Origin of the sequence: Streptomyces sp. NPDC056580, assembly GCF_042793175.1 — a bacterium.
Lineage (GTDB): Bacteria > Actinomycetota > Actinomycetes > Streptomycetales > Streptomycetaceae > Streptomyces.
In genome coordinates this window covers 187991-204382 of record NZ_JBHTVE010000006.1, presented here as the reverse complement: position 1 = coordinate 204382, position 16392 = coordinate 187991, and the positions used below count along the sequence as shown (strand labels likewise).

At 67.6% G+C, this 16392-nt stretch carries 13 protein-coding genes, 2 pseudogenes and 1 riboswitch; of the genes and pseudogenes, 8 read left to right on the top strand and 7 right to left on the bottom strand.

Annotated features, from left to right (window positions below):
• Nucleotides 1-189: 189 nt before the first annotated feature.
• Together ACFQ9Z_RS14710 and ACFQ9Z_RS14705 are read right to left on the bottom strand one after the other, a co-directional pair.
• Nucleotides 190-528 (bottom strand): hypothetical protein, encoded by a 339-nt coding sequence (locus ACFQ9Z_RS14710; protein ID WP_383016340.1) that lies wholly within the window; start codon nt 526-528, stop codon nt 190-192.
• A gap of 149 nt (nt 529-677) precedes the next feature.
• A complete protein-coding gene (locus ACFQ9Z_RS14705; RefSeq protein ID WP_383017157.1) occupies nt 678-1154 on the bottom strand; it encodes a DUF3293 domain-containing protein in 477 nt (158 codons plus the stop codon).
• Nucleotides 1155-1463: 309 nt separating this feature from the next.
• A riboswitch (SAM riboswitch) is annotated at nt 1464-1573 on the top strand.
• A 56-nt stretch (nt 1574-1629) separates the two neighbouring features.
• On the opposite strand from ACFQ9Z_RS14705, the gene ACFQ9Z_RS14700 reads away from it, so the two are divergent.
• From ACFQ9Z_RS14700 to ACFQ9Z_RS14690, 3 genes are all read left to right on the top strand, one after another.
• Nucleotides 1630-2694 carry a hypothetical protein gene (locus ACFQ9Z_RS14700; RefSeq protein WP_383016337.1) on the top strand — a complete coding sequence of 355 codons (1065 nt, stop codon included), beginning with the start codon at nt 1630-1632 and terminating at the stop codon, nt 2692-2694.
• Nucleotides 2695-3055: 361 nt separating this feature from the next.
• Nucleotides 3056-3295, top strand: coding sequence for a hypothetical protein (locus ACFQ9Z_RS14695; RefSeq protein WP_383016334.1), 240 nt, complete (start codon nt 3056-3058; stop codon nt 3293-3295).
• Nucleotides 3296-3697: 402 nt separating this feature from the next.
• The gene (locus tag ACFQ9Z_RS14690) at nt 3698-4315 is read left to right on the top strand and encodes a TIGR03086 family metal-binding protein (protein WP_383016331.1); all 618 of its coding nucleotides are present in this window, start codon (nt 3698-3700) and stop codon (nt 4313-4315) included.
• Between the two features lie 494 nt (nt 4316-4809).
• On the opposite strand, the gene ACFQ9Z_RS14685 is transcribed toward ACFQ9Z_RS14690, so the two are convergent.
• Entirely contained in the window at nt 4810-6039 is a 1230-nt protein-coding gene (locus ACFQ9Z_RS14685) for a DUF4157 domain-containing protein (protein WP_383016327.1), read from the bottom strand.
• Between the two features lie 224 nt (nt 6040-6263).
• On the opposite strand from ACFQ9Z_RS14685, the gene ACFQ9Z_RS14680 reads away from it, so the two are divergent.
• Nucleotides 6264-6431 carry a hypothetical protein gene (locus ACFQ9Z_RS14680; RefSeq protein ID WP_383016324.1) on the top strand — a complete coding sequence of 56 codons (168 nt, stop codon included), beginning with the start codon at nt 6264-6266 and terminating at the stop codon, nt 6429-6431.
• Nucleotides 6432-6532: 101 nt separating this feature from the next.
• A pseudogene (locus ACFQ9Z_RS14675) lies at nt 6533-7000 on the top strand (TetR/AcrR family transcriptional regulator); the annotation flags it as partial.
• A 68-nt stretch (nt 7001-7068) separates the two neighbouring features.
• On the opposite strand, the pseudogene ACFQ9Z_RS14670 reads toward ACFQ9Z_RS14675, so the two are convergent.
• Nucleotides 7069-7461, bottom strand: a pseudogene (locus ACFQ9Z_RS14670) (L,D-transpeptidase family protein); the annotation flags it as partial.
• On the bottom strand, nt 7379-8191 hold the full coding sequence (locus ACFQ9Z_RS14665) for a transposase family protein (protein WP_383016321.1): 813 nt from the start codon (nt 8189-8191) through the stop codon (nt 7379-7381). The gene ACFQ9Z_RS14665 and the pseudogene ACFQ9Z_RS14670, both read right to left, overlap by 83 nt.
• A gap of 363 nt (nt 8192-8554) precedes the next feature.
• On the opposite strand from ACFQ9Z_RS14665, the gene ACFQ9Z_RS14660 reads away from it, so the two are divergent.
• Complete coding sequence (locus tag ACFQ9Z_RS14660) at nt 8555-9232, top strand: hypothetical protein (RefSeq protein ID WP_383016318.1); 678 nt, start codon at nt 8555-8557, stop codon at nt 9230-9232.
• A gap of 156 nt (nt 9233-9388) precedes the next feature.
• Here the strand turns inward: ACFQ9Z_RS14660 and ACFQ9Z_RS14655 are convergent, their stop codons facing one another.
• Nucleotides 9389-9706 carry a hypothetical protein gene (locus ACFQ9Z_RS14655; protein WP_383016315.1) on the bottom strand — a complete coding sequence of 106 codons (318 nt, stop codon included), beginning with the start codon at nt 9704-9706 and terminating at the stop codon, nt 9389-9391.
• Nucleotides 9707-10058: 352 nt separating this feature from the next.
• On the opposite strand from ACFQ9Z_RS14655, the gene ACFQ9Z_RS14650 reads away from it, so the two are divergent.
• The gene (locus tag ACFQ9Z_RS14650; protein ID WP_383016312.1) at nt 10059-10526 is read left to right on the top strand and encodes an SAM-dependent methyltransferase; all 468 of its coding nucleotides are present in this window, start codon (nt 10059-10061) and stop codon (nt 10524-10526) included.
• 57 nt (nt 10527-10583) lie between these two features.
• Here ACFQ9Z_RS14650 and ACFQ9Z_RS14645 read toward each other — a convergent pair whose 3' ends face one another.
• Nucleotides 10584-13604, bottom strand: a complete 3021-nt coding sequence (locus ACFQ9Z_RS14645) for a DEAD/DEAH box helicase (RefSeq protein WP_383016308.1) — start codon at nt 13602-13604, stop codon at nt 10584-10586.
• A gap of 100 nt (nt 13605-13704) precedes the next feature.
• On the opposite strand from ACFQ9Z_RS14645, the gene ACFQ9Z_RS14640 reads away from it, so the two are divergent.
• A complete protein-coding gene (locus ACFQ9Z_RS14640) occupies nt 13705-16323 on the top strand; it encodes a DEAD/DEAH box helicase (protein WP_383016305.1) in 2619 nt (872 codons plus the stop codon).
• Nucleotides 16324-16392 lie beyond the last annotated feature (69 nt).

Genomic DNA, 16392 nt, shown 5'->3' with positions numbered 1-16392 from the left:
TCGCGTCGGAGAAGGTGATCAAGGACGTGACACGCCAGATCTCGCCGAACAGCGGATAGAGGACGCCCTCCAGCGCGGCCTCCGCCGGGCCATCGAACAATTGATCCGACATGCGTCACAACGGGCCCCCGCGGCAAGAGCTGAGGGAGACGGGCGGCGACCTCTGCTCCCCGCCCGGGGGGATGGTCCCTACTTGTGCTCCAGATCCAGGGGGTTGTCGTCGGCGTCGATGTACTGCTCCGTATCGGTGTAGCCCATGTTGAGGCTGTTGCGGCGCCGCCTGCCGATGGAGAGCACGCGTAGTTCCAGGCGCTTCGTCCAGCCCGCCACGTCGGCCGGGGAGACTGGCCCGACCTCGCACTGGGTCAGCCAGAGCACGGGGTCGAAGCGGTCCGAGGTCCCGGTGAGGGCGGCGGCGAGGTTGAAGGCGATGTGTCGGCGGGCGTCGAAGTCCTGGTCGTCGGATTCAGCGATGGCCGCGGAGATGGTTTCGTAGTCGGCGCGGCTCATCTGTCGGTTCGTGGCCATGGGGTTCCTTCTGGCTCGAGGTGGTTGCTTCTCGGGGGTACGCCACGGGTCGCCGGACTCGGATGTCGAGTCGGACGGCCCGCACGCAGGGGGTGCGTATGCATCACGCAGCGATGGACGTGCGCTGTCCTCCGATGGCCGGCCGCTGCTCAGACGGGCGGACTGACCGGCGCTGTCTCTGGCCCGGCGGGCGGCGGTGCTGTAGGAGCTGCGGGAGCCCCTCCAGGCGCCCTTCGCTTGCTCCCCGCACCCGCGGGGATGGCCCCAATAGCGTCACGCACGAGGACGGCGCCTATGTCCGTTGCGCCGCCGTCGCAGGACAGCAGAGACCGGGCGCCGGGGGTCCAGGCGAAGACCGCGTCCTGGCCGGAGCACCGCCCCGGTTCACGCGCCGTCGAGTCGTTCAGGCCGGCGATCGCGACGCTCTGCTGGATGTGGGTGCCGTGCGCATCGCCTCCCGCAGCGGGCGCCAGCCCTCGCCGGTCGAGCTCGTCGAGGAGCCGGGCCTGGGTGCGGGCGTTGTCTTCGGCGAGGGTGGGACGGCCGTGGAGGTCGCACGACGTGACGACGTGGAGGGCGGCGGTGCCGACAGGTCCCAGGAGTTCAGGGAAAGGATCCTGGGCCATGCCCTGCGGACACGGTTCGACCCGTACCGTCCGGTCCGGGAATCGGATATCGACGACCGTCCGCCGGAAGAGTTCCCAGTTCTGGGGTGTGGTCGCAGCGTCAGTGACCTGCATGAGGGCCTCCTGTGAACGAAGGACCCCCTTACCCACCGGCAGGGAGATCGGTGCTCGGTCCCACACGGCTGTGGGAGCCAGTCTTCGGCGCGATCGGCGTCGTGACCGAGCGGAATGTTGCCACACCACCGCTCAAGGGGTAAAGCGTTGTGGATCACATTGTGCAAGATCCAGACGGGTGTTAGCTTCGCGCCCGGTCACGAGTTCCAGCGTCAAGCCCCGGCTTGCTGGACGACATCCCGTTTGCCGCGGATGCCCCGGAGGACGACCAGCCCAGCGCGCGGTGCGTTGGGAAACCGCAGATCACCGGGGTGCGGGTGTGCACTACCGGGGTCCATCGACTCCGGAGGGTTGACCGCCCGTGCCCGTTTCCGACGCGATCCCCGCAGTGCCGACGGGGCGACAGGCCCAGAAGCCTGAGCCGACGCCCGGACCCGCCATGTCCGCAGTCGCAGAGCCGGACCGCGCGGGACTGGTGACCACCGGCCTCGACGCTGCCCGGGCGCTGTTCTGCACGGCTGAGGCGAGCGGCTCCGGTCGGCCTGGAACTGACGAGATCTTCGACGAGTGGCTCGACAGCGGATTCGACATCGCCTTCTACCGCGGCGAGGACCGACCCCTTCAGGTACGTGCTGTCAGTCAGGGGGAGCATGTTCCCGGATCGCTGATCAGCAGCCGTATCGGAAAGGCCCGGTTGGAGTCGGTCTGCCTCAATCCTCACCGGCACGCACCCGTCGGGCCCCGGAACCCGGACCCGGTGTCTGCGGAAGGCGAGGAGGCCGACGGAACAGAGGCCCGAACGGGGGCCGGCATGCCCGGCATTCACCGGGGAGACGCGGACAAGCGGCGGTACGCGAAGGTGGAGTACCAGGAGGACACCGGCTGCGTTCTGACGGTCGTGGACGACTTCGCCGAAGGAACGGGGACGGAGTCGGCCCATCACCTGGGCGGCGACATCACCGCGGGCATCGAAAGAGACTGGTTCGAAACGCTCACCACCCTCACCGAACTCGCCCAGGCGAGGCTGGAAAAGGAGGGGTGGGCCCCGGACGGTCCGTGGCAGATCCAGTGGTGGTGCAGCTCCTGCGACGTCACGGACCCGCCGTACGAAACCCTTGAAGTGTTCGAAGAGTACGGCTTCGATCCAGACGAGATCACGCAGCACTATGTGTCCATCTACAGCCAGGGCAGCAACGGCTTCTACACCGTTGAGTTCAGTGCGGAGCACCGGGGAGAGGACCACGTCATGTACCTCCAGCTGGAACTGGACGCTGGCAGCCAGAAGCTGGGCAGCGGCAGTCTCGACGAACTGCGGAGCCACCTGGAACAGGCGACGGAACGGGTGCGGGAGGCCGGCTACACCCCGCTCGACGGCGACTGGAGCGTCCACTGGACACGCTGCCACGTGCCTCTGACCATGCTGTAACCCCGAGGCCCCGAAACCAGCAGCGTGGCTGAGGCCGTCAGGGCTGCAGCTAGACACACGCGCACCCGATCGGTCGGCGCGCCCGCCGTCGTGGCTGGCTTTCGTCGGCTGAGGCACAGACGACCTCCGGGACGAGGCGCCGCCCTCACGAGTGGAGGGCGGCCGCAGCCTTGACTCGGTCATTGAAACTCCCGGCCAAAGTCGCTACGCCGACCTAGGTGTGCTGTCCGGCGGGTCGCCCCACCGACCCCGCATCCGACAGCTATGTCACCCGAACGGCCCAACGTGACGTGCCACCCACATGGATGAACATCAAGCTGATTAGTGCCCCAATCAAGGCAATCCGTGAAAGGGGAACCGAATGCGCATTCGACGTATCCTCGCCGCTGGCATCGCCACGGCAGCCCTCGCCGGACTCGGCCTCACAGGTGCCGCCACCGCCACCGCCGCCAACCTCACCCCAAGCCAGGGCGCCATCAATGCCCTCACCCCGGGTGAGTGCACCGACGGCGGCGGAACGGTCGATTGGACCCCCAACCCGGCCAACCCCGGCACCGGGACCTGCAGGGGCGGCACGGGCAACGGGCAGGCAGTCGACTAAACGCCACTAGGCGCTAGGAACGCTCCGCAGCCACGCGCTGCGGGGCGTTCCCGCGTCAGCGTAGCCGTGGAGAGTCGCAGGGACCGTGCCGACCCGTCGGGCACGCTAAGTGGCCAACAGTCGTCCAGTCGTCCTTGTCTTAGCCCTCCCGCTCGGGGCCGTCTCTGGGCCGTGCGGGGGTGCTCAACGACGATCAACGCTGACAACCACCGACAGCTAAGTCGCAGGTCGCAGCATTGATCGATTGCACGGCCGCAGGTCAGAGACCCGGCTCTTCGCTTACGGCCCCGTTTCCAGGTGGCGATGCCTGGTAGGCGCTGGGGTGGCGGGTGGACCGAGAGCTCCACCTTGACGTCCGATACCCGCCGGACCCGGCTGCCCGAAGCGAGCATGCTGGGTCACATGGTCAACGTGTTTGAGGGGCTCATCGATCGGTTCCTCGGGTCCAGCGCCGAGTTCGAACAGAAGCTGCGAGCAGTGCGATCCGAGCAGTGGACCTGGCCAACTCCCTGCGCCGAGTGGAACGTGCGGGAGTTGGTCAACCACATGACTCGCGGAAACCTCAACTACGTGAGTCTGCTGCATGGCGGTGGCGCCGCCGCTTTCCTGCGGCTGCGGGACGCCGACGCGCTGGGCACGGATCCGGTTGGCGCGTACGCCCTGTCCGTACGCGAGTGTGCCCATGCGTTCGGGGAGACCGGTGCTCTTCAGCGGGTTCTGGACTATCCCTTGGGCCCGGTGTCCGGCCAGCAGGCACTTGCCCTGAGAGTCACGGACAGCGCTGTCCACACCTGGGACCTCGCACGGGCTGTCAACCTGGACGACGCCCTCGATGGCAGCCTCGTGGCGTGGATCGAAGAAAATCTTGACGCGATCTACGCAGGGTTGCCGGAAACGCCCACCGCTGCAGAAACAACTCATCGGTTCTTTGCCGCTCCCGACGGCGTGCTCGCTAACAACTCCTCCCCCCAAATGCGACTGCTGCACCGAATGGGGAGGACGCCGGCACGAGGTCACTAATCCCGTGTGGTTACGAGCCTCCTCAGGGGCGGCCGACGGTACTCGCCATGTGATCAAGATCCCTGGTAAACCTTCCCGGCCACGCGCAGAAGTGGCTCGATGCGAACTCCGTGGGCCCGACGACCGCGCTCCGCAATGAGGCGACCATCCGTAACCACATCGCTCAGTTATTAAGGGTTGGATTCGCACGCTCCAGGACGCCGAATCCGGAGCAGCCGACACACCAGCAACCTTCACAGCGGCACGCACCACGCCTGCCGTAGCCGCGACGGGTTCGGAAGCACTGGTCGAGTAATCGCGTAGGCACGCGGAGATGCTGGACGCGGAGGGATGATCACCGACTTGACGACAGCCACGGTACCGATGTTCCCCGAGGCCGTGATCCACGACGCGGCCGGAACCGGGCCCGGATGCCTCATCGCCCTCGGTGAGGTCGAGTGTTACCAGCGCGGCCGACCCCGCCCCGGTCGGCGATCGCCCAGCGCCCGCTCGGCTCAGGTCATGGTGACCACCGAGTACCTGTCGCTCGCGGAACTGTCCCACGAGACGTGGACCCGGCAGCGCACTGGCTGGCCGGTGGCGGTGAGTCCGCTGGCCGCGATGGCCCCCGACGGGTCGGACAAGGTGCTGTACAGGCCCCCGGCGGGCGCGGCCCCGCCCCGGGTGAATCCCAGAGTGTCCGGCGCCGCAGTGGTGGGGTAGAACACCGCGTCCCCCGTGATCGTGTAGGTCCCCCGCGTGGTGTCCTTGCGTTTCCTTCCCGGGATGATGGAGGGCAGGCCGAAGGTGTCCTCCGCGCCGTCGGAGACGTTGCCCTGCGCGTCGACCTCCCACAACTCCCAATAGCGGCCGACAGTGGCGTGCACGGTCGAGTTCCTCGCCGTGACGTAGGCGTCGATGTCCGTGCTCGGCAGGGCGGACCACGCCGCCCCGTCCCACTGTTCCACGGCGAAGACCCGGTTGATCTCCTGGATGATCACCCCCTGCTGAGGCGGGTTGACGCTCAACGCCCGCCTGCGTTCGAAGCCGCCGCACTCGCCTTCCAGATCGTCCCCCGCCAGGGGCGTGAAGGCGGCCTGCGTCGCGACCGGTGCAGCAACGGTGGTCGCCGTGTGAGCACGCTGAATCGGCACCCGCGAGTGGTCCTCCGTCCGGGAGCCCCCGAGCGACACCGGGCCGGACCCCGGGAAGGGCCGGGCCACCGGCGCGGGCAGCGGGCGGCGCAGGGCCTCGGTGGCGTTCGCCTCGGCCTCGCGCTCGAAGCGGTCGGAGGGGCTCGATACCCGGAGCCCCGATCCGATCTCGGTGCCGGCCACCGGGCCCCGCCGCTGCTGGATCACGTGAGTCAGTTCGTGAGCGAGGGTGTGGTCGTCCGAGCCGCCGCGGCCGAGCACAACGTGGTCGCCCGAGGTGTAGGCGCGGGCGCCGATCTCGGCCGCAGACCGGGCGGCCGGGGCGTCGTCGTGGACGCGCACGGCACGGAAGTCCTCCCCCAGGCGCGTTTCCATCTCGGTGCGCACCGGTTCGGCCAGCGGCCGGCCCGGGGAGCGCAGGACGTCGTGCACGGCGGAGCGCTGCACCGGTGCGGCCTCGGCCTCCGTGCCGGTCGCGGCATCCCGTCCGCCGCCAGGGGGGCGGTGGGCGTGCCGCTGTTGCTGGATCATCCGGGCGACCGCCGCGTTGCCGACCGTGGTCTGGAGGAACAGAGCCGTCTCCGGAGTCATCGGTGCGTTCGCCCGGAACTTCTGATCCGTGGCGGACGGCCGGGCAGCGGTCCGGCGGCCGGGCGCCGTGCGCGACGTCGTGTCGTTCCGTGGGTCCTTCGTGCGCTCGTGCACAAGCCCTTCCCTTCGCCGCGGCACCCGCGCCACGCGGATGTCCATGGCCACGCCTACCAGGCACCGTTGCGGCGGAGCAGGGCCGCGAGTGCACAACGCGGGCACTCTCCGTGCCCGGCAAGGTCGCCGACTTCCTCCGCACCACCGAGCTGGAGCCCACCGAGCGGACCGCTCTCGACCAGGGGGTGACCCGAGCCCGGCGCTGGCCGAAACACCACGCGCGCGCCGTTGCCGAGCAGCGCCGTGGGGTCGTGGGTAAGGCGTTGACCGCCGCCTGACGGACCTTACGGGCCAGGATGATGCCCAAGCGCGGCGCGTACTTCCTCGGTGATGGCGCGGGCCTCGACGGCATCGGCGGCGGGACGTTCAGGGGAAGAAGAACTACTTCCCCGCCAAGGAGGACCTGTTCTTCGACCGCCCCGCCGGCATGGTCGACCGACTCGCCCGCTGGGTGCGCGGCCGCCCGGCCGGCGAGTCGGCGGTCGCCGCGGTGCTGCGCGAACTGCGCGAGGAGGTCGAGGCCGTGTCCCCGCGGGTGGGCTTCATCCCCGGATACGCGGTGTTCATGAGGGTCATCGAGGAGGCCCCCCTGCGCTCCCGGCTGTGGGGCATCGGCCAGGAGGTCCAGTCCACCCTGGAGCGGGAGCTGCGCGAGGAGACCGGCGCCGCGGACGACGACGACCTGCCGCATCTGATGGCCGGCCAGATCGCTTGGACGCACAGTACGGTCATGGCGGTCATCGGCCGCGAGATGGTCAGGGGGCGCGATCCGCGCGACGTCTCGCGGGAGGTGCTCGCCCTCCTCGACGACATCGAGGACCTGCTGGTCGAGCAGGTCCTCACGTAAGCGGTGCGCCCCGGGGCCTGAGGGCCCTGAAGGTCCTCGGTGACCTGACTCCGGTGGCCCGGCCCGCGTCAGCCGATGGCGATGCGCGGGTGGGCGCCGGGGCGGATCCAGGACATGATGCCGTCCATCGTGGCGCGCGGCACCGACACGCAGCCGGCCGTCGCCCCCGATCCGTTGACGTGCAGGAAGATCCCCGCGCCCCGGCCCGGGGTGGCCGGCCACCGGTTGAAGTTGATGACGAGGGCCTTGGCGTACTGGGTCGGGTAGTTGACCAGGTGCTCGCTGCCCTGGTCCCCGGACTCCGTGAGCGGGAAGTCGGCGCCCGCCTCGCCGTGCATCGAGTTGTAGTACTTCGACTGCGGGTCCTCCACCCACCAGTCATCGGACCCGACCACGTGGTACGGCATGCTCGTGCCACCCGCCTGGACGCCGAACCCCTCGGTGATGGTGTAGGTCCCGGACGGCGTGGTGTACGTGCTCTGCCGCCGGGTCGCCCCGCTCGTCACGCCGTTCGACCCGACCCGCCCGGCACTGGTGCTGAACTGCGCCTTCCAGCCGGAGGCTCCCTTGGCCCTGATCGCGGTTGTGACGACGACGCCAGCCGCGCAGGTTCTTGCCCCGGAACGGGACGCGGACAGCAGGGCCTGCGCCCTGATACGCCCTGTCAGCCCAGCACTTGACGTCGTCAGCGGCGAGAGCGGCGGGTGTGCCGTGGGCCCGGGCCACGGTCAGACCGTGCACGGCTCCGGGTAGCGCGTCCGAGGCCCAGATCAGGCGGCCGGCTGGATCCGCGAGGACCTGCACGTTCATCCCGTGGTGCTTCTTCTTCCCCGAGTAGTACGGGCGGTCGGCGGCGATGCGGTCGATCGGCAGTACGGTGCCGTCGAGAATCACGTACGCCTTCTTCCGCACCGTCGTTATGACCTGTTCCAGCGTGGGCGCGAGAGCGGCCAGGAGATCCACGGCCTCGCGTATGTACCGGTGGACCGTCGCGATTCCGACGCGGAAACCTGCTGCGAGGCGGGCGTAGGTGTCGCCGCATCGCGGGTGGGCCAGGACGAGCACGGCCTGCCGGCCACAGGTCAGGCGGCGCCAGCGGGAGCCGATCCGTCGACGGTGGCCTGCGAGGAGACCGGATAGGGGCTGCAGAGAGCGGCTGGACAGGTCGATACCGGACGGGTAGACAAGCACGCGGAAGCTCCTGAGAGACTGGTGATCTTGGTTGAAAACCCACCTACCAGGGGCATCATCCTGTTGTCAGCCCAACGGCGTACTGCTGATGCAGCTTGAAAAGGCTCAATGTCAGTGCCGTGCTGTTCACTTGGCCGCGTGGACGCCTCAGCTCTGCGCGCCCGTCTGAACGACGCCTGGCGCGCGCCCGAATTGCACTGCCCGCTGCCCATTCATGGGGCAGGGCATGTCTGTGTGCTCAGTGACGCGGAGGATCTGGCCGAGCTGGAGCGCGTCGCTGCGGACGTGGTTGACGGGGCGGGTCGGCCGGTACGTGCCTGGGTCGTCGGGGGTAGGGCAGCAGGGGTGCCCGACGGTCCTCCGGTGGGCGGGGAGGGTGGGCTCCCCATCGGCGGGGAGGGTGGGCTGCTGGAGCTGCGCGGGTGGGTGCTGGCCGAGCACTGGTTCGGATACGGCGTGACGGCCACCGCCGATGGCCCGCGCCGCGTCGTGATCCTCGCCCGGCGCGCGTTCACCCGCCCGCCCGGGGTCGGGTGGGTGGCGTTGCTGCGGGAGGCCACCGGGCGGACGGAGCCCGATCGGTGCGGCGTCGACTGGGCCGCGACGGAGGCAGCGCTGGGCACCGCGCTGCCCGGTGACTACAAGGACATCGTCGACGCCTTCGGCGCGGGCAGCTTCGACGAGTACCTGGACCTGCTGGTGCCGGGTGCGCTGGGCACGGATCTAGTCTCCTGGGGCCAGGACATGGCGCGGTACGCCGACTTGTACCGGCCATACCCGGTCCACCCCGCGCCCGGCGGCGTGCTCATATGGGGGACCTCCGAGCAGGAGCTGACCTTCCACTGGCTGACCGGACCGGCCGATCCCGACGACTGGCCGGTTCTGGTGCAGTACCTGGACGGTGAGTGGCAGCGCTTCGACTGCGGCACCGGCGAGTTCGTGCTGCGCCTGCTCACCGACCGCACCCCGCCGTTCGCCTTCCCGCCCTCCGCCGGCCCGTTCCCCCACTGGTTCGCCTCATGGGAGCTGCCGGAGGGCTAAGCCCCTGCTAACCCGGCTGTCAGCGCCGCTGACCATCCTCGGCGAAGCGTCTGGGCCGCCGGGACAGACTGCGGATCTGCTGGTCACGACCCCGCTACAGATCGGTTCAGTCGTCAGCGGGCCGATGAGCAGTAGAGGGATGAGGTTGGAAAAGACTCAGTGACAAGACAAGGAGGAAGCCACGGCAGACAGCTTGTTCGGGCCGCCGGTCTGTGCGCCACCGGACACGCGCTTGTAGTACCGGTGGGCGACGACGCCGCCATCTTCGGATATCAGTCCGCGACGCCACGAGAGCGGGCACTGCTCGGCGTTGTCCATTCCCGCTGTCTCGCTGCAACTGGGCAGGACAAGAAGGCGATGAAGACGCTGCTTCAGGCCGAAGACGACCTTCGCAGTGCCCATGACGGCATCGAGGAGCCCCGCCAGAACCTTCTTCTTCGGCGAGGCGTCACTGGCCCATGAGACGGCGTGCACCTTGCGCGACCTCAATGACCATAAGGGGGCAATCAGGCAATTTGACCGCAGCGTCTGCACTCGCGGACCTGCATTCAAAAGGACGCACGCCTGACGCTCGGATACCTCGGGGCAACACAGATTGCTACGGGCAATGTGGAAGAGGCGTGTGCAACCTGGTCCAAAGCCCTCGACGCTATGGAGGAAGGCGTCTACTCCGGCCGAGCTCGGCAGCGCGTCGTGGAGATGCGCTCCTTTCTCTCGCCGTACCGGCGGCGCGGCATCCCAGCCGCTGTCGAACTGGAAACCAGGGCAGCTGACTACCCGCGCACCGTAGATTGATCACGTTCGGCAGAGGGACGAGGAGGGGACCATGACTCTGCAGATCGAGCCCATCGGCACCGTTGTCGGTGGACGAACGGAAGTCTCGGACGACAACTGGGGCGGCGTCGAGTGCATCATCCGCCTTGACCCGAAGTTCCCCCTCGAAGTCGTCAAGGGACTGGATAAGTTCTCCCACCTGATCGTCACCTGGCACTTCAGCCAGGCGTCCCCGACTGACGTTGCTCTGCACGCACGCAGCCCCCGGAACAACCCCCGCTGGGAACCATCCGGCACGTTCGCACATCGCAACCACCGACGCCCGAACCAACTCGCCACCAGCTTCCCCAGGCTCCTCAAGGTCGACGGCCTCGACCTCCATGTCACCGATTTGGACGCGGTCGACGGGACTCCCATCTACGATCTCGGCCCCTACTTCCAGGAGATGGGGCCTCAAGGCAAGGTCCGCGAACCGGCCTGGCCCGGTGAGATGCTCAGAGAGTACTGGGCCGAGTCCTAACGGTTGCGATCAAGCGGCAGCCGAGCCGCCGGTCGCCGCGGGCACGCGAGAGCGATCTCACCCGCGGGAGGGTAGATCGGAAGCGCTCAGTACAAGCGCCGCGGTGAGGATCTGTGGCGGCTTCGTCGACATCAGCTGCTGCTGGTCGAGCAGCGCGAGACGCTTTCGAAGCCGTACATCGAGCTCGACAGCCTTGCGGTGGAGGCTCTCGGAGGACTCTTTGGGCTTCTCGCCCCTCCGTTCCTTCTCCGAGGCCACCGCAGCGTCGAGGAGCAGCCGCTCACGCTCGGAGGTCAGGCGCTTGGTCACCAGTTCCCGGGTCTTGATCAACTCTGCCAGGCGTCGCGGCTGGACCTCGGCCAGATACTCGGGGAGCCGGTTGGCGATGATCCAGCTGGTTGCCTTGTCTTCGGCGTCTGCGAGCCAGGAAAGTCCGCATGTGACGTCGGTCGCCGCGCCCTCAGTCGCCGCGGTGCAGTCGAGATAGGGCGCGGGGCCCGCCGGGTGCACGGTGCCGTGGCGGTCGACGTAGGCGTAGGCGAATCGTCGGGCCACCGACTCGCCGGTGGCGTCCGCGACCTCTTCGACAACCCCGACGAGGAGGTGTGGTTCTTCGACGGTGGGCGAGACGAGGACGGTGCCCTGGTTGAGGGCGCCCCCGAGGTTCCGGATGGCTTCCTCCATGACGGCGTCGTGCAGTGGGTGGCCGGGGGCGAGCAGGTCGGCGCGGGCGCGGTCGTCAGGCTGGACGTGGCTGAGATCGAAGGTGACGCGGTCGTACTTGGTGGCAATCGGTCCGTTGCCTGCGGAGCGGACGTGCTGGGGCACGCTGGCTATCTCGTATCGCCCCTGTTCGCGCTTGACGATCCGGCCACCGAGCCGGGTGAAGGCGTCCTTGAAGGTCGATTCGATGCAGTGCGGCTGGAGACGTCGGGCGCGGGCTTCGTCCATCGCCGCGCGCAGGGCGCGAAGATCGGCATCCGAGAGGTGCTCCGAAGCGAGCGCACGCTCGTCCAGGAGGCCTTTGAGGCCGTCTCCGACGGTGCTGTCGATGACGTCGTACATCCTGTGCCTGACATCTGGCTGCTCTCCGTACTGGATGGCATCGAGCAGCAGATCTCGCAGCGGGGTCTCGGCGAACGCCTCCCCGAGAACGTCGAAGACCTTCCCGCCGTACGTCTCGCGCATCTGGTCAAGCTTCTCCAGCAGACGCGTGAAGACCTCGCCCTCGCGGGTGTTGGAGGCGACGAGGTTCCAGAGTCGGCAGACCTCCTCCTGGCCGATGCGGTGGATGCGGCCGAAGCGCTGCTCGATGCGGTTGGGGTTCCAGGGCAGGTCGTAGTTGACCATCAGGTGTGCGGCCTGCAGGTTGAGTCCTTCGCCGGCGGCGTCGGTGGCCAGCAGGATCTGAACGTCGCGGTTCTTGGTGAACTCCTCGGTGATCTGGCGCCGTTCGGGTCGGCGGACGCCGCCGTGAATGGCCTTGACAGCATGAGGCTTGCCGAGGAGCGACCCGATCTTGCCCTGCAGATAGTGGAGGGTGTCGCGATGCTCGGTGAAAATGATCAATTTTCGAGGCCGGCCATCGGCGTCTGTCACCAGTGCGTGATCCCTGAGGAGGGCGGACAGCTCGGTCCACTTGCGGTCCGTCCCTGCCTCTCGGACCCGCTGCGCCGTCTTCACCAACGTCCTCAGTTCGGTGAGTTCGGCGTTGAGCTCCTCGACCGTCTGCGCCGCCGTCGCAGCATCGAGCAGTTCCTCCTCGGCCTCCTCGATCTCTTCGGCATTGAAGGCGTCATTGTCGAAATCGGCGAGGTCGATGGTGGGCATGCTCTCGCGCCAGGAGCCGTTGAGGATCTCCTGCTTCTTGCGCTCCAGGCGCTCGGTACGCCGCACGAGGCTCTTGTAGATCGCCTCGGGGCTGGAGGCCAGGCGGCGCTGCAGAACGGTGAGCGCGAAGCCGACCGTGTTCTTGCGTTTGCCACCGATGCGGTCGGCACGGTTCATCCCCTCGCGGACATAGTGGGTGACGTCCTCGTAAAGGTCGTACTCAAGTGCCGTGAGTGTGTAGGGAACGGTCTCCGCGATGCGCTCGGGGAAGAGCTTCCTGCCCTCGAAGGTGAGCAGGTCTTCCTTGATCATGCGCCGCATGATCCCGCTGACGTCGACGCTTCTCTTCTGCCGGCCCTCGAACCGGTCACGGTCCAGCAGGGTGAGGAAGAGCTGGAAGTCCTCCTCCTTTCCCGAGTGCGGGGTCGCTGTCATCAGGAGCAGGTGGCGAGTGAGCTCGCCGAGCATCTCGCCGAGCTGGAACCGTTTGGTCTTCTCCACCTTGCCACCGAAATAGTGGGCACCCATCCGGTGCGCCTCGTCGACGACGATCAGGTCCCACTCCGTCTCCTGGAGCTGCGCCTTCAGGTGCTCGTTACGAGAGAGCTGGTCCATGCGGGCGATCAGAAGCGGGTTCGTGTCGAAGACGTTGAGGTTGAGCCGGGAGTCGACGAGCTGGTTCGTGAGCAGGTCGAAGCGGAGACCGAACTTGAAGAAGAGCTCGTCCTGCCACTGATCGACCAGGCCTCCGGGAGCCACGATGAGGCACCGCTTGACGTCATCGCGCAGCAGAAGCTCCTTGATGTAGAGCCCAGCCATGATTGTCTTTCCTGCGCCCGGATCGTCGGCGAGCAGGAAGCGCAGCGGTGTACGGGGGATGAGCTCGCCGTACACGGCACGGATCTGGTGCGGGAGCGGCTGAACGTCACTGGTCGCCACGGCGAGCATCGGGTCGAACAGACCGGCCAGTGAGATCCGCTGAGCCTCGGCGACCAGCTTGAAGTCATCCGCGTTCGCGTCGAAGGGACGGCTACCGCTGTGGGCGACGCTCAGCTTGTCCTCGTCCTTCCGGAAGACGACCCGCTGGTCGAGGCCGCCCGCGGCGGTCTTGTAGGTCAGCTCGACCGCGTTCGCACCGTGCCACTGCGCGGCGATGAGAGTGACGACCTCCGCCGGCATGAGTCCGTCGATCCGCAGACCCGGTTTGAGCTCCTCGAGCAACACGTACAGAACCTCCTGGTCGGCCACCTGCGAACGCCACTCAGACGTTCTGGCGGCTTCCGGTCCCGTCGACTTTGTCAACCGGGGTCGCTAATCTTCGCAGAAGTCACACAAGTCGGCGGGGGCAATGGAGCGAGAAGAACGTCAGCACCTGCGTGGTGTGGTGGACGAAGTCAGCGGGTGGCACAGGCTCGCGGCCGGCATCGTCAAGAAGCGTGAGCTCGTCGAGGCGGCGGCGGAAGACGCCACCAGGCAGTTCCTCGGCCGAGTGGAACCTCTCGGGACCGGGACCACCGCATGGCGCGTGCTCCAGGTCTCGCCCTCCGATGTCGGCCTGGTGACCGCCCTGGCCGCCCGTCAGGCTCTTCCGGCGCTGACCACGAATGCCCAGCAGGGCCTCCACCAGTTGACCAACGACGTCGGTCCAGCGCTGACGTCCGTCCGGACGCTGTTCGGCGCCCGCCGGATCTTCTCGGGCAAAAGCCGCAAGGACGAAGCAGGGCAGGCTGCGGCCTACCTCATATCCCTGCACGAGCGGGCTGCGAACACCCGGCTCGTCACCGAGCTGGAAAGCCTGGCAGCCCGGGACAGAAAAAGCACCCCCACAATCGGGCTCCCGGCCATCCTCGATGACACGGTCGGCTTCGCCCACCGCCTCGGCGCCCGAGCCGAGCTCGTCGCGCGGCACGAGCTGAACGCCGCCAAGACCTCGATCAGCGCGATCGACCGGGCCCTGCGGCGCGAGAACGAATTCAGAACAGCAGTCCACGCCGCCGGCAACGCCGTCCGACAGTCCGAAGTACGCAAGCTGGTCGCCGAAATGCCCGTCGAGCGGCTGAAGGACGCAACCAGCGGCCAACTGCGCATCACGGCACTGACCGCCGCTGGAATCAGGAACGTGCAACAGGTCCTCGACCAGAAGTCACGGATCCGATCGCTCCCCGGAGTCGGTCAGACGACGGGCAACCGGATGGTCGGCGCCGCGCAGACCATCTGGCAGACCACGCTGGACGAGATGCCAGTCCGAATCGACATCAAGAACCGATCCCACGCCACCACCAAGCTCCTCACCACAATGCGGGCCTGGGACGCGGCACGCTCGATCCGCAGCGCGACGGCGGACCTCGCCGCCGCCGACGCGGTACGACCACTCCTCCAGAGTCTTGATCCCAAGACCTCCCACGTAGTTCTCCTCCCCCAGGCCCGGACCGTCGCCGACTTGCGAAACGCGCTGGCGGCCGTCGAGCGCCGCGGAGCGGTGCTCAACGGTGGAGACGACGTCGCGGGCGGTGACCCTTGGGAGGATTTCAGCTCCCGACCGGCCGACTACTACGCGATGCTCGCGGAACTCGGATTCCTGGCCGACGACGCCGAGAAGAGCCAAGGCGACCTGCCGGCCGAGATCGTCAAGGCGGTCAGGGAACTCAAGCTCGACACCAGCCATCTGAAGGCGTCCCTGCGCGGATACCAGTCATTCGGTGCCCGCTTCGCGATCGTGCAACGGAAGGTCATCATCGGTGACGAGATGGGCCTGGGAAAGACGGTCGAATCACTCGCCGTGCTCGCCCACTTGCGCGCCAAGGGCTCCTCCCACTTCCTGGTCGTATGCCCAGCCTCCGTCGTGACCAACTGGGTGCGCGAAATCCAGGCCAAGTCCGATCTGCGCGCGTACCGCCTGCACGGGCCCAGTCGCGATGACGCACTGAAGTCCTGGATCCGCAACGGTGGAGTCGCAGTCACCACCTACGACATCCTCGGCTGGCTGGAAGGGCGGCTTCCCGAACGCGCCGAACCCGCATGCCTGGTGTTCGACGAAGCGCACTACATCAAGAATCCGCACGCTCAGCGAACCCGCCGCTCCACGGCCCTGATCCAACGTTCGGATCGAGCGGTCCTCCTCACCGGCACACCGCTGGAGAATCGGATCGAGGAATTCCACAATCTCGTCGGCTACCTGCGACCAGACCTGTCGATCAGCGCATCGGAGATCGCTCCTCGTCAGTTCCGCAAGCAGGTGGCACCGGCCTACCTGCGGCGCAACCAGGAAGACGTCCTCACCGAGCTCCCGGAGCGGTTCGACATCGACGAGTGGATGCCGATGTCCAGCGCCGACGAGCAGCACTACCGAGCGGCTGTCGTCGAGGGCAACTTCATGGCCATGCGCCAGGCCGCGCTACGCGCCGGTACCAAGTCCGAGAAGATGCAGCGCCTCATCGACATCGTCCAGGAGGCAGAGGACAACGAGCGCAAGGTGCTGGTCTTCTCGTACTTCCGTGACGTCCTCGATGAAGTGGCGTCGGTCCTTCCGGGGAAGGTGTTCGGGCCCCTTACGGGCGCCGTTCCCGCCGCGAAGCGACAGAGCATGGTCGACGAGTTCTCCCAGGCCCGCCACGGTGCAGTCCTCATCGCACAGATCGTGGCAGGGGGCGTCGGTCTGAATATTCAGTCGGCATCCGTCGTCGTGATCTGCGAGCCCCAGCTCAAGCCGACGACCGAATGGCAAGCCATCGGCCGGGCCCACAGGATGGGGCAGCTGGAGTCGGTACAAGTACACCGCCTGCTCTCGGAGGAAGGCGTCGACCAACGCATCATCGAGATTCTGGCACGCAAAAACCAACTCTTCGCGGAGTTCGCCCGCGTCTCCGAGACCGCCGACAGCGCCCCGGAAGCGTTCGATATCACGGACGCTGAGCTGGCACGGGAGATCGTGGCAGCCGAGCGCGAGCGTCTACTCGCGGGCGGCTGACGGTCACGAGACACGGAGCGACTGCAGTCGGCGTACCCAAGCGCACTTGTACTCCAGCACGCTTACGAC

Bases quoted from the DNA above. Each gene is read 5' to 3' on its own strand.
- ACFQ9Z_RS14695 (WP_383016334.1), top strand. From the start codon at position 3,056: ATGCGCATTCGACGTATCCTCGCCGCTGGCATCGCCACGGCAGCCCTC.
- ACFQ9Z_RS14690 (WP_383016331.1), top strand. From the start codon at position 3,698: ATGGTCAACGTGTTTGAGGGGCTCATCGATCGGTTCCTCGGGTCCAGC.
- ACFQ9Z_RS14640 (WP_383016305.1), top strand. From the start codon at position 13,705: ATGGAGCGAGAAGAACGTCAGCACCTGCGTGGTGTGGTGGACGAAGTC.
- ACFQ9Z_RS14705 (WP_383017157.1), bottom strand. From the start codon at position 1,154: ATGGCCCAGGATCCTTTCCCTGAACTCCTGGGACCTGTCGGCACCGCC.
- ACFQ9Z_RS14710 (WP_383016340.1), bottom strand. From the start codon at position 528: ATGGCCACGAACCGACAGATGAGCCGCGCCGACTACGAAACCATCTCC.
- ACFQ9Z_RS14685 (WP_383016327.1), bottom strand. From the start codon at position 6,039: ATGACTCCGGAGACGGCTCTGTTCCTCCAGACCACGGTCGGCAACGCG.
- ACFQ9Z_RS14650 (WP_383016312.1), top strand. From the start codon at position 10,059: ATGACTCTGCAGATCGAGCCCATCGGCACCGTTGTCGGTGGACGAACG.